The sequence below is a fragment of the Pseudoalteromonas sp. ABV4_021 genome, assembly GCF_056159365.1.
In genome coordinates, this window is sequence record NZ_JBSWVB010000001.1 from 775957 (window position 1) to 787921 (window position 11965).

Sequence of the window (11965 nt, forward strand, 5' to 3'; positions counted from 1 at the left end):
TTTGTAGATTTCAGATTTCAGATTTTTCTCTTAATCCTGAACTCTAAAGGCTTTCTTTTACCCAACGCCAAACTGTTCGGCTAATATTTGCCGGGTAAATTCTGTTTTTAAATAATACCCCCGTGGCAAGGTCAAAATTTCTTTGCCGTTAGGTCCAATAGCTTGGGTAAGGGCTTTGCTATTGGCTGCTTTTGGGCGCAGTTGCAGTACTTGACCAAAATGACCGTTAATCTGTTCAATGTTGCCAAGCGCAATCATCTCGGTAAGCTCTTCCCAGTCTTTTTTTAGCTGTGCCTCTTGCAACGCACTTGGTTGCCATAAAAAACCATTGCCAATAATGCGGTCTGTTGGTGCAAGTTCGCGCTCTGATAAAATCGGTAACCACAAAACATGCGACAGCTTTTTCTTCACTACTGAGTTTTGCCAAGTTACACCGTGTAAATTGGTAAGTGGTGTAATTGACACATAAGTTGTTTCTAATGGTTTGCCACTGTATGAAATGGGTAATGTTTTAAGTTCTATACCTAAATGTTCAAAGTCGGGTTCAGGCTTTGAAGCTGCGGTAGCTCCCAACACATACTCAATAAGTTGGCCTATCCAGCCTTTTTCTCTTAATAAGTTTTCCGGTGTGTTGAATGCATAGCTTGCTGCTACTTCTCCTAACGTTAAACCAGCGATATCGTTAACGCGCGCCATAAGTTCAGAGGTACTAGCAGGTGGTAGGGGTTTAGTCATACAGTAAGCGCTATAAATTAAAATCGCAGTTTAGCAAATTTACCGATTACGGATAACCTTAAAGGATTGTTTTATTTGGTTATAAAATGCACTGCTTTTTGAGTGTGCCTATTTTGTTGTGTTTAACTTGCTTAACTAGCTGATATATATGAAAATATTTTTTGTGGTGTTGTGGTTTTACCAATTGCCCTGCTGTATTTATGCACTAAATACACAAATATAAACAATGTTATCCACAGAATCTGTGGAGAAGTGTGCTTTTTGAATAGGTGATTGTGGATTTGTTTGAGAAATGTGCGTTTATTTTTAGTTTTATTCACAACTTGTGGGTAACCTGAGTATATGCTGGTTTTTCATTTGCTGTTAGATACGGATTATGGAACAATCGAGCTATATTAAGAATTAAAAGAGGCACATGCGGGTGATAGATGCCGAAGGGTTCCGTGCCAACGTTGGAATAGTTATTTGTAATAATCAGGGACAGGTATTTTGGGCTAGACGTTATGGTCAGCACTCGTGGCAATTTCCACAAGGTGGCGTTGACCAAGGTGAAACTGCCGAGCAAACCATGTACCGAGAACTGAATGAGGAAGTTGGATTAAAACCCGAAGACGTTGAAATCATTGCAAGCTCTAAACACTGGTTACGTTATAAGTTACCAAAGCGTTTAATTCGCCGAGATTCAAGTCCAGTGTGTATAGGTCAAAAGCAAAAATGGTTTTTACTTAAATTACGCTGTCCCGATGAAGACGTTGATTTGTCTAAAACTAATCATCCTGAATTTGATGATTGGCGCTGGGTCAGTTACTGGTATCCTGTACGCCAAGTCGTTTCCTTTAAACGAGACGTTTACCGCCGCGTTATGAAAGAGTTTGCACCTCATGCAATGCCATTTCATAAAAAAGACCAAGGCTGGCGGAATAGGCGCTAATTAATGAGGTAACTGTGCTAACAGCATTACGAGAAATCGCGCAAAAAGTGTCGCAGCAAAGTAATTTGAAAGCGGCGCTTGAGTGTTTTGTTTCAAGTGTTAAAAGCACTATGAAAACACAGTGCTGCTCGGTCTATTTTGCTGATTATGCACAAGACGCATTTGTTTTGATGGCAACAGATGGTCTTAACCCTAAAGCGGTTGGTGAATTCAGAATTGGTTTCACCGAAGGTTTAGTTGGATTAGTTGCCCAGCGCGAAGAAGCCATCAACCTTGCTTTCGCAAAATCCCACCCAAGATTCAAACTTGCACCTGAAGTTGACGAAGAAGACTATAACGCGTTTTTAGCAGTACCGATTGTGCACCAAGGTAAGATCCTTGGCGTAATAGTTGTGCAGCAACAGCTCGCTAGAGTATTTAGTCAAGATGAAGAGTCTTTTTTAGTGACGCTTTCGGCGCAACTTGCTGCTCAGTTAGCGAATGCGGAAATTCAGCATTTACTCGAATTTAGTGAATCTGAGCAAAAGACTACCTGTTTAAAAGGATTAAGCTCAGCCCCAGGCATCGCACTTGGTAAAGCCTATGTGATGGCGCCAAGTATCGATTTTAGTCAATTAGAATTGATGAAATGCGACGCTCATAGTGAACAAATTCGACTTTTCCATCACGCGGTTATAACCACGCGTAAAGAGTTCCGCCGCATGGCCGCACAACTTGATAGCGATCTTGGTCAAGAAACGTTGGCGGTGTTTACCGTTTATGAACAACTGCTTGAAGCAAAGAGTTTAGGCGATCAAGTTGAAGCTAAAATTTATGAAGGCTGGTGTGCTAAAAGTGCATTAAAACTAGTGATTGAAGGCTTGGTTGCTCAATTTATGGCAATGCAAGATACCTACATTCGTGAGCGCGCCATTGATATTCAAGATATTGGTATTCGTGTATTACATCATTTGCTCAACAGTGAATATAAAAAGCATCATTTCGATGCGCCAATTATTTTGGTCGCCGATACCATAACGCCGACCATGCTTGCGGAAATTCCAAGGGAGATGCTAGCAGGAGTAGTGAGCATTAGTGGTGCGGCGAACTCACATGCGTCTATTTTGACGCGTGCAATGGGTATTCCCGCAATTTGGGGGTTATCTGGCTTACCGATTTCCCATGTGGCAGATAAATTTTTAATTTTAGATGCGTATGCAGGCCGTGTTTATATTTCGCCTACCAAAGCGCTTATTAACGAATATGCCAAGTTAAAGCGAGAAGATGCACGTTTGCACGATGCATTTGATGCTGAGTATCAGCTTGAGGCGGTAACGCTTGATGGAGAAGAAATAAGCTTGTATGCCAATACCGGGCTTGAAGTTTCAAATGATTTGATAAATGCCAAATATTTAGATGGCATAGGTTTATATCGTACCGAAGCTTGGTTTATGCAACAAAATGCATTTCCAAGTTTGGCAGAGCAAGAAGCCTGGTATCGTGAGATACTAGCTACTTATCACCCATCGCCTGTGACCATGCGTACATTGGATATTGGTGGTGATAAATGCTTAAGTTATTTTAATTTCTCAGAAGAAAATCCATTTTTAGGATGGCGTGGTATTCGTATTAGCTTAGATCACCCTGAGCTTTTCTTAGAGCAAGTAAAAGCTATGCTGAAAGCCAATATGGGGCTCGGTAATTTAAAAATTATGCTGCCTATGGTGGCTGACGTAAACGAGGTGGAGTCATCAAAGCGCCTTATTCAACAAGCCTTTTTTGAGTTGCAAGATGAGTGGCTTCCTGAGCAAGGAAAGTTAGAAATGCCGCAAGTAGGTATTATGCTTGAGGTACCGTCGAGCGTTTATTTATTACCTGAGTGGGCTAAGTGCGTTGATTTTTGCTCGGTGGGAAGTAATGACTTAACGCAATATATGCTGGCGGTAGATAGAACTAACGCGCGAGTTGCGAATTTATTTGATAGTTATCACCCCGCAATATTGCGCGTACTTAACGACATTGCGATTCAATGTATCGATTATCAGCTACCGTTTAGTTTGTGTGGAGAGCTGGCTGCTGACCCTGAAGGCGCGTTGTTGTTAGTGGCTATGGGTTATCGTGATTTAAGTATGAGTCCAAGCGCAATTAATAAAGTGAAGTACGTATTACGACGCTTAAACGCCAGCGATATGGAACAACTGTTAGTGACCTGTTTGGCGGCAAAAAACGCAAAACAAGTGCATCGGTTATTAAGGGAATTTATAATTCATCACAAATTAAGCCAAATTCTGTATACTAGCGCGGTCCACTAAAACTTAGGTTGTTCATGTCTGATATTTCGATAGTTTTTTTTAGTTGTATGGCGCTTGGCTGCTTGGTTGGATTTTTGGCTGGACTGCTTGGTATTGGTGGTGGATTAATTATTGTACCGGTGTTGAGCTACCTGCTACTCGCGCTAAATTTAGTACCAGCCGATCAAGCCATGGTGGTTGCTATCGCTACATCGCTGGCATCGATTATATTTACCTCATCAAGCTCCGCTTACGCACATCATAAAAATCAAAATATTCCATGGAAAATAGCCCCTTGGGTATTAGTTGGTGTATCAGTTGGTGCATTATTAAGTGGCGTGATTGCCACAGGTATCAGTAACGATACGCTACAGTTGATTTTTGCCAGCTGCGTTATTTTTATCGCGCTACGAATGATTTTACCGCAGCAACCAAAAGCACAATCAGCATTGCCTCACGGCAGTATTTTAACCCTAGGAACCAGTGTTATTGGTGCGGTGTCTGGCATGGTGGGTATTGGTGGCGGTGCGTTATTAGTGCCATTTTTAACGCATTTTAAACTCGATATGCGAAAAGCCATCGGTTGTGCGGCATTGAGTGGCATTTTAATCGCTACTTTTGGCGTAGTCGGTTATATTAGCTTAGGTTTGCAATATCATGATGTAAGCGAGGGCTTTATTGGTTTCGTTTATTTACCAGCATTAATCGGAATTGTATTAACGTCTGCGTTTTTTGCACAGTTTGGCGCAAAAGCGGCGCAGTATTTACCAGTAAAAATAATAAAACGTATTTTTGCGGCGCTGTTAGTGATTGTCGCAATTAGAATGTTAAGTAGTTAAAAAGGAAAGGTGGAAAGAAGTGGATTTTCCAAATATTGATCCAGTGTTTATTGAGATAGGTCCAATAAAAGTGCACTGGTACGGCATGATGTATTTGATTGCGTTTGTAACGGCTTCATTTTTAGCATCGCGCGCGGCAAGTAAACCAAATAGTGGTTGGACTAAAGAGCAAACGAGTGACTTATTATTTTACGGTATGCTTGGCGTTATTTTAGGCGGCCGTTTTGGATATGTATTCTTCTATCAATTTAGCTACTTCTTAGAAAACCCACTGTATTTATTTAAAATTTGGGAAGGCGGTATGTCGTTCCATGGTGGTGTAATTGGTGTAGTAACGGCGATTGCCTGGTTTGCTAAAAAACAAAATAAAACCTTGTTGGGAGTTGGTGACTTTGTTGCACCGTTAGTGCCTTTAGGTTTGTTCTTTGGCCGCATCGGTAACTTTATTAACGGTGAATTATGGGGCCGTGCCTCTGATGTGCCTTGGGCGATGGTATTTCCAACAGGTGGCCCTGTGGCGCGCCACCCGTCGCAACTTTACGAAGCTATTTTAGAAGGTTTAGTGCTTTTTGCGCTCATTCAGTTTGTAAATAGAAAGCCGCGCCCTGAAGGTGTTATTGGTGGCTTATTCTTATTTGGTTACGGCTTCTTTAGGTTTATTGTTGAATACTTCCGTGAACCAGATGCACATATAGGCCTTTATGGCGGTATTATTTCGCAGGGGCAAATCTTGTCGCTTCCAATGATTTTAGCTGGACTTGGTTTAATGTTCTGGGCTGCAAAACGCCAACAAAAAGAGTGTAATGCATGAAACAATATTTAGAGTTATGTCAGCGTATTGTTGATGAAGGCCATTGGGTAGAAAATAAACGCACCGGTATTCGCTGCCTAACGGTTGTAAACGCTGATCTAGAATACGATGTAGCGAACAATAAGTTCCCGTTAATCACCACACGTAAAAGTTTTTATAAAGCGGCGATTGCTGAGTTATTGGGTTATTTACGTGGCTACGATAACGCCGCACAATTTAGAGCGATTGGTTGTAATACCTGGAACGCCAATGCGAATGAAAATAGCGCCTGGCTTAACAACCCGCACCGTAAAGGTGAAGATGATATGGGCCGTGTTTATGGTGTGCAAGGGCGTGCTTGGCAAAAGCCCGATGGTACAACGCTTGATCAGCTAAAAAAAATTGTTGATAACCTTAAAAATGGCGTTGATGATCGCGCCGAAATCTTAACTTTTTACAATCCAGGTGAGTTTGATATGGGCTGTTTACGCCCATGTATGCATACTCATACCTTTTCGTTGTTAGGTGATACGCTTTATCTAACATCTTATCAGCGCAGCTGTGATGTGCCGCTTGGTCTTAACTTTAATCAAATTCAATGTTTTGTACTATTAGCATTAATGGCACAAATCTGCGGATTAAAAGCGGGTAAGGCCTACCATAAAATCGTAAATGCCCATATTTATGAAAACCAACTTGAGTTAATGCGTGATGTGCAGCTAAAGCGCGAGCCGTTCGAGTCACCACGCTTAAGCATTAACCCAAATATTAAAACGCTAGAAGATATTGAAACCTGGGTGACTACCGATGATTTTACGGTGGAAGGCTATCAATATCACGAGGCGATTAAATACCCATTTGCCGTATAACTACAATTAAGGAAGAGAATAATAATGAAAGCAGTCATTCCTGTAGCAGGCTTAGGCACACGCATGTTGCCAGCAACCAAAGCTATTCCAAAAGAAATGCTTCCAATCGTCGACAGACCGTTAATTCAATACATTGTTGAAGAAGTTGCCGCAGCTGGCATTAAAGAAATTGTATTGGTAACGCATTCGAGTAAAAACTCGATTGAAAACCACTTTGATACGAGTTTTGAGCTAGAAGCGACGCTAGAGCGCCGCGTAAAACGTCAATTACTTGAAGAAGTTCAGGCGATTTGCCCAAAAGACGTGACGATCATTCACGTACGTCAAGGTGAAGCAAAAGGGTTAGGGCACGCTGTTGAGTGTGCCAGACCAATCGTTGGCGATGCGCCCTTTGCCGTGGTGTTACCTGATGTAATTTTAGATAACGCGAGTTGCGATTTAAATAAAGATAACCTTGCCGACATGATTACGCGTTTTAATGAAACTGGCCACAGCCAAATTATGGTTGAAAAGGTTGCTGATGAAGACGTGGATAAGTTTGGTATTGTGAATATTAACGGCAATGAGCTGTTACCTGGTGGCAGCACCGCAATCAAAAATATTGTTGAAAAACCAAAACGCGATGAAGCACCTTCTAATCTTGCAGTGGTAGGGCGTTACGTTTTAGATAAATCCATTTGGCCGCTACTTAAGAAAACACCGTTAGGCGCGGGAAATGAGATTCAACTTACCGATGCCATTGCAATGCAAATGAAAGAGCAGCAAGTCGATGCCTACTACATGAAAGGCAAAAGCCACGACTGCGGCTCAAAGATTGGCTATATGAAAGCCAATATTGAATATGCACTGCGTCGTGATGACCTTAAAGATGAGTTAAAGGCCCATATTCAATCATTACTATAGTTTTTAAATACTTTTTGAGAATGCCACTTCAAAGTGGCATTTTTTTTGCTTTAAATTTACTGAAACATAATAGACTCAATATGAAGCGATTGTGAAATGCGTGTATTTACAGTTTTAATTATGGTGTTGCTTGTAGGTTGCTCGTCATCGGTTGAACAAGTTGATGAGCAAGCTAATCAGCAGCCAAGCTATAATAATAGTAGGCTGCACTATTATGCCGCCGCTCTTGTTAGGCAGCTTATTAGTAAACCGATGAAGGTAGAGCAAGACGCAGTCTTTGCCGTAGGCACATTTTTGCCAGTCAAATCGCTCTCTTTGGAAAACGAGACGCAAGGCGTGCCTGAAATCGCATTGCAAATGCAAGAAAGCGTCGCGACCTTGCTAACACAAGCCGGCTTCACGCTAGTTGAAGTTAAAACCGTTCAAGAAATTGCCTTAAACAGTAGTGAAGAGCGCTTTTTAAGTCGCGATAAATCACAGTTACAAACACAGCACGTAATTGATTACTTTGTTTCTGGCACTATTGCTACACAGCAAGAAAATTATGTTGTTAATGTTAAAATTATTGACACTCGCACCAAAAATGTTCTGGCCGCCGCTACGCGATACATGCCAAAGCAAGTTGCGTGGAATCATGAAAAAGTAATGCAACGAGATGGCTTGCTTTACCGCAGTGAATATTAAATGAGAGGTTTAAAATGAGAGCTTTCAGTTTATCGTTATTAGCGCTGTGTTTATCAGCTTGTCAGTCATCTTCAATAGATACCAGTGACTATGATTCTGAAGCGGGCTCAACGCGAGTATCTGCTCAAGTTGCGTCGGAAGAAAATGACAAAATGTTCAACGCAGATGGTAGCTTTCAAAGTGCACGTTTACTTGATAGTAGTAAAAGCAACTATGTTTACGATCAGGCGAGCAATCGCAATATAAATCATTATGTTCGTGGTGTGAGCCACCAATTGATGGAAAACCTTAAATATGTAAACGCAGACACAGCGATTGGCGTCTCTAGCTTCGTATTTTTGGATGGTAACTATACAGACGCTAGTCTTTTAGGTAATCAGATTGCCGAGAGCTTTATCCATGAAATGCATAAATTTGGTATTCCAGTAATTGACTTTAAACTAACTGATTTCTTCCGAGTGACCGAAAAAGGTGACTTTATCTTAAGCCGTGACTATATGGAGTTAGCGCCGAGTTTACCAATTAAGTATGTGCTAACGGGGACACTTGTAAAACATGGTGCTGGCCATTTAGTAAACGCGAGAATTGTGGGGTTAGAGTCGAAAGCTGTTGTTGCGACAGCGCAGGGCTTTATTCCAGACTATATTACCGAAGATTTAAGGCCGCATGGTCAGCGCGATGGTGTATCAATACAATAAAGGCGATATTAAACGTTAATATTTGATAGTGCAGGTATAAACATCGCTGTGTTTAAATACTTGCACTTTGTTTAATGCAATGTACGAAAATCCTTCTTGGTGATGTTTCAAATACCCAGAAGGTAATGTCTTTAATCCTAAACCAGTTTTACCCGTTGCTTGGCCTATCAATTTAACAGCAATACCTTGCTGATTCTTTGCGATGACATGCCCAAAAAAGTTATCTTTTAATGTACACACTTGCTGATTTAACGACACTGCCGATGTAATCTTTTGTTGCTCTTCAAGGACGAGAGAAGTTGTGATGTTAGGCGTAAAGCTCCCTTCTATTAAGGCTGCGGTTAAAAATGCGTAGGCAGAATCAAAGTCATCAAATTTTATTTCACTGTCGTTTATTAACGTTATTCTCGCGTTAATAATATCAGCCGGTATTTCGCTCTTTTCTAAATCAAGGCTTAGCGTCGAAAGCTTGGCGTACATATCTGCGATATTGGTTTGCTGAGCTTTGCTAAATTGGTAGAGATAGGTATTTTTGTCATAGTCGTTTATTTGAACTTCGCTAAGCAGTTCGCAATACCAGCTGCAAATTACTTTTTCACTAAATGATGGGTTGATTAAGTTGATAGTGTATTTGTTGTCAGTGCCACCAACAGTAAATTTATCAAACCAATATTCTGTTCCATATTCTGTATCTTTAAAGCGTAATTGAGTAGTTAGTTGTAGTTTTGCTCGCTGTAAAATGCTGTTCGTTTGCGTAGCGGCTTTGTTCCATTGAAGCAACGTATCCATATGTGACTGATTTACGTCGCCAATAATTTGACATCCCGTTAAGTTAATCGATAGCAAAAGACTGCTGATTTGGATTATTGAGCTTTTTTTTGAAATACGGCGCATACGAAATGAAGGTTAGTGGTTTGGCATCTAGTTTGTTTTACGCTTGCATTGTAAATGTTGGTAGTGAGATAAGCGAGCGCAATCTAAAAAAAGCCTAAATTTATCATTTTTATAATTTTTTGCTAAAGAAGCAGCAATAGTTGCCGATACAAAACGTGATTAGAGGTTACTACATAGGAACTTGTGTGGTTTATACCTCTCATTGCTTCAAATGATTATAATGTAAAAGGAAAGTAAATCATGAATACTATGATGAAAGTAGTACTTCCACTCGCTATTGCAGCCTCTTTCTCTGCGGCAGTAAACGCTGAACCTACCACTGCAACAGTACAATTCCAAACAGTAGCTCCAGTTCAAGTTTATGAAACTCAAGTTGTTGATTTTGGTAAGAAAATAATGAAAAAGCGTGGTGACTGTGTTGCTGAGCCTATCCTAGATGATGTTGCAGATACTGCAAAGATTGTTGTATCTGGTGCATTGGCTGCGCCTTCTGCTGGTATATGTGACGGTGCCGATGATATTTTACAAGGTACTTATGAATTAAGTGGTGTAGGCGGTGCTGCCGTTACTGTTAAGCTAATCGGTGAAAATGACCGTCTAGGCAGTGATTGGGGTTTTACTCCTAAAGGTAAATACATTCCACTAGGTGTTACAGAAACAGCCTCTGGTGCGGTAGCCGCTGTACCTGTAGACAATTCAGCTGCAGGCGTAACTAATGCACTTTCTGCTGCTGGTAATGGTTATTTAGTAGTTGCGGGAACATTAACAATTAATAACGACGCACTTGATACTTCAGCTCCGTTGACGAGCACTTTTACAATTGATGTTGTTTACTAAAAAACAATACAAATGTGAATTATAAAGCCCGCATAGCGGGTTTTTTTATGTGTGAAATATAAATAACAAATAGTGGCTCAGTTTTTGCTTTATAGGTAGAAAATTTTTCATGTCGTTTTGAAGTAGTAATGAAAAAAAGTAGAGTTAGTCTATTCATATTAAAAAGTTATATGATTTGCACTATGTTTTTAACTGCGTATAACTCAAATGCAGAAACGTACACCGCATCAGTGCAATTTGAAACAATCTCTCCGGTATTAGTCTTCGAAAATCAGGTGGTAGATTTTGGTCGCTCAATCATGAAAAAGCGAGGCGACTGTGAGATGTTACTTTCTCCTACAAGCATTACAGATACAACACCTTCTAATGTTATTGGAACAGCAAGTTCAAATAATACAATTTGCCCAATATCTAACGATCTAACACCTGGTCAATATGAATTGAGTGGTGTGAAAGGTGAAGCCATTACGGTGTCTTTAATCGGTAGCAATGATCGTTTAGGTAGCGCCTGGGGTTTTGAACCTAAAGGTATCTTTTATCCATTAGGGTTATCTGAGTCAGCTTCTGGCTCTGTTAGCGCAACGGTTATTCCAAATGGTGGAGCCGGAACGCAGGTTAGTCTTTCAGCCAATGGTCAAGCGACACTTTATGTTGGTGGTGTTTTAACCATTAATGATTTATCGACCCTTAATACATCCGCACCACTTATTTCTACATTTATTATTGATGTTATTTATTAGGAAGCAGTATGAAAAAATTAACTTCAATTTCCAGTATATTACTATGCGTATTATCTATGCAGGTCAACGCGAACATGGGAGCTGCTCAAGTTCAGTTTAACCAAACGCGCTTTCTATTCACCGAAAAACAGCGAACTCAATCGCTAGAAATGACTAATATGGGTAATGCTAAAGCTGATTGTAAGTTGGGTTTTGTACATTACAATCAACAAAATGGAAAAGGGGTAATTGAGGTTGAAAAGCAACAAGCGATTGCTCCAGCATCTCATTTACTGCGTTTTTCGCCGCGCAGCGTGTCAATTCCAAAAGACAGAAGCCAAACAGCGCGTTTAGTTTTTCGTCGTAGACCTAATCTTCAAGAAGGTGATTACCTTAGTTATATCCGAATGCAATGTGTTCAAGAAGCTATTTTAGGTCAGCAGAATGCATTGGCTGCAACGGTTAACTTTAATATTCCAGTGTATGTGCGCATTGGAGATCCAAAAGGTAGCGTTAAAATAGAGTCGGCTCATATTGATAAACAAAGCAAAGTTGCATCAATTCGGGTATCGCGCGAGGGATCGCGTGCTTGGGTTGGTAGTTTAACCGTAACTGATTCAAGTGGTGAAGAGGTTGCGCGTTTAAAAAATGTTACTTTATCGCAAGCTGTGACATTTAGAGATTTTAAACTGCCTCTCAAAGACATTTCAAGTAATCAGTTTATTGTTACTTATGAGGAAGATAAAGAGTTCGGCAAAACCGCTATAAATTATAATGTAAAATTGTAGCGGAAAAA

The 11965-nt window shown here is 40.5% G+C and carries 13 protein-coding genes; 11 read left to right on the forward strand and 2 right to left on the reverse strand.

All coding sequences use genetic code 11. From position 1 onward, the window contains the following. Window positions 1-57: 57 nt before the first annotated feature. Window positions 58-735 carry a DNA mismatch repair endonuclease MutH gene (gene mutH, locus ACXAFE_RS03615; protein ID WP_054978560.1) on the reverse strand — a complete coding sequence of 226 codons (678 nt, stop codon included), beginning with the start codon at window positions 733-735 and terminating at the stop codon, window positions 58-60. A 421-nt stretch (window positions 736-1156) separates the two neighbouring features. Here mutH and rppH point away from each other — a divergent pair, with 421 nt between their 5' ends. The 8 genes from rppH (at window position 1157) to ACXAFE_RS03655 (ending at window position 8719) form a co-directional block, all read left to right on the forward strand. Then, window positions 1157-1666, forward strand: a complete 510-nt coding sequence (rppH, locus tag ACXAFE_RS03620; protein WP_010560756.1) for an RNA pyrophosphohydrolase — start codon at window positions 1157-1159, stop codon at window positions 1664-1666. Between the two features lie 14 nt (window positions 1667-1680). Next, window positions 1681-3957, forward strand: a complete 2277-nt coding sequence (ptsP, locus tag ACXAFE_RS03625) for a phosphoenolpyruvate--protein phosphotransferase (protein WP_475148803.1) — start codon at window positions 1681-1683, stop codon at window positions 3955-3957. A 14-nt stretch (window positions 3958-3971) separates the two neighbouring features. Beyond that, window positions 3972-4775, forward strand: coding sequence for a sulfite exporter TauE/SafE family protein (locus tag ACXAFE_RS03630; RefSeq protein ID WP_475148806.1), 804 nt, complete (start codon window positions 3972-3974; stop codon window positions 4773-4775). 19 nt (window positions 4776-4794) lie between these two features. Then, entirely contained in the window at window positions 4795-5586 is a 792-nt protein-coding gene (gene lgt / locus ACXAFE_RS03635) for a prolipoprotein diacylglyceryl transferase (protein WP_475148808.1), read from the forward strand. Then, on the forward strand, window positions 5583-6434 hold the full coding sequence (locus ACXAFE_RS03640; protein WP_475148810.1) for a thymidylate synthase: 852 nt from the start codon (window positions 5583-5585) through the stop codon (window positions 6432-6434). Before lgt ends, ACXAFE_RS03640 begins: the two co-directional genes overlap by 4 nt. 24 nt (window positions 6435-6458) lie before the next feature. Then, window positions 6459-7337, forward strand: a complete 879-nt coding sequence (gene galU, locus ACXAFE_RS03645) for a UTP--glucose-1-phosphate uridylyltransferase GalU (RefSeq protein ID WP_475148813.1) — start codon at window positions 6459-6461, stop codon at window positions 7335-7337. 96 nt (window positions 7338-7433) lie between these two features. After that, window positions 7434-8021, forward strand: coding sequence for a FlgO family outer membrane protein (locus ACXAFE_RS03650; RefSeq protein ID WP_475148814.1), 588 nt, complete (start codon window positions 7434-7436; stop codon window positions 8019-8021). A 14-nt stretch (window positions 8022-8035) separates the two neighbouring features. Continuing rightward, a complete protein-coding gene (locus tag ACXAFE_RS03655; protein WP_105170781.1) occupies window positions 8036-8719 on the forward strand; it encodes a FlgO family outer membrane protein in 684 nt (227 codons plus the stop codon). Between the two features lie 15 nt (window positions 8720-8734). Here ACXAFE_RS03655 and ACXAFE_RS03660 read toward each other — a convergent pair whose 3' ends face one another. Beyond that, window positions 8735-9508 (reverse strand): hypothetical protein, encoded by a 774-nt coding sequence (locus tag ACXAFE_RS03660; RefSeq protein ID WP_475148816.1) that lies wholly within the window; start codon window positions 9506-9508, stop codon window positions 8735-8737. Window positions 9509-9853: 345 nt separating this feature from the next. On the opposite strand from ACXAFE_RS03660, the gene ACXAFE_RS03665 reads away from it, so the two are divergent. The 3 genes from ACXAFE_RS03665 (at window position 9854) to ACXAFE_RS03675 (ending at window position 11957) form a co-directional block, all read left to right on the forward strand. Beyond that, window positions 9854-10450, forward strand: coding sequence for a hypothetical protein (locus ACXAFE_RS03665; protein WP_475148818.1), 597 nt, complete (start codon window positions 9854-9856; stop codon window positions 10448-10450). A 128-nt stretch (window positions 10451-10578) separates the two neighbouring features. Then, entirely contained in the window at window positions 10579-11190 is a 612-nt protein-coding gene (locus ACXAFE_RS03670) for a hypothetical protein (RefSeq protein ID WP_475148821.1), read from the forward strand. A gap of 8 nt (window positions 11191-11198) precedes the next feature. Continuing rightward, a complete protein-coding gene (locus ACXAFE_RS03675) occupies window positions 11199-11957 on the forward strand; it encodes a fimbrial biogenesis chaperone (protein ID WP_475148824.1) in 759 nt (252 codons plus the stop codon). Window positions 11958-11965 lie beyond the last annotated feature (8 nt).

Coding starts and splice junctions, on each gene's coding strand:
- mutH (WP_054978560.1), bottom strand. CDS start 735: ATGACTAAACCCCTACCACCTGCTAGTACCTCTGAACTTATGGCGCGC.
- ACXAFE_RS03630 (WP_475148806.1), top strand. CDS start 3,972: ATGTCTGATATTTCGATAGTTTTTTTTAGTTGTATGGCGCTTGGCTGC.
- ACXAFE_RS03640 (WP_475148810.1), top strand. CDS start 5,583: ATGAAACAATATTTAGAGTTATGTCAGCGTATTGTTGATGAAGGCCAT.
- galU (WP_475148813.1), top strand. CDS start 6,459: ATGAAAGCAGTCATTCCTGTAGCAGGCTTAGGCACACGCATGTTGCCA.
- ACXAFE_RS03650 (WP_475148814.1), top strand. CDS start 7,434: ATGCGTGTATTTACAGTTTTAATTATGGTGTTGCTTGTAGGTTGCTCG.
- ACXAFE_RS03655 (WP_105170781.1), top strand. CDS start 8,036: ATGAGAGCTTTCAGTTTATCGTTATTAGCGCTGTGTTTATCAGCTTGT.
- ACXAFE_RS03660 (WP_475148816.1), bottom strand. CDS start 9,508: ATGGATACGTTGCTTCAATGGAACAAAGCCGCTACGCAAACGAACAGC.
- ACXAFE_RS03665 (WP_475148818.1), top strand. CDS start 9,854: ATGAATACTATGATGAAAGTAGTACTTCCACTCGCTATTGCAGCCTCT.
- ACXAFE_RS03670 (WP_475148821.1), top strand. CDS start 10,579: ATGAAAAAAAGTAGAGTTAGTCTATTCATATTAAAAAGTTATATGATT.
- ACXAFE_RS03675 (WP_475148824.1), top strand. CDS start 11,199: ATGAAAAAATTAACTTCAATTTCCAGTATATTACTATGCGTATTATCT.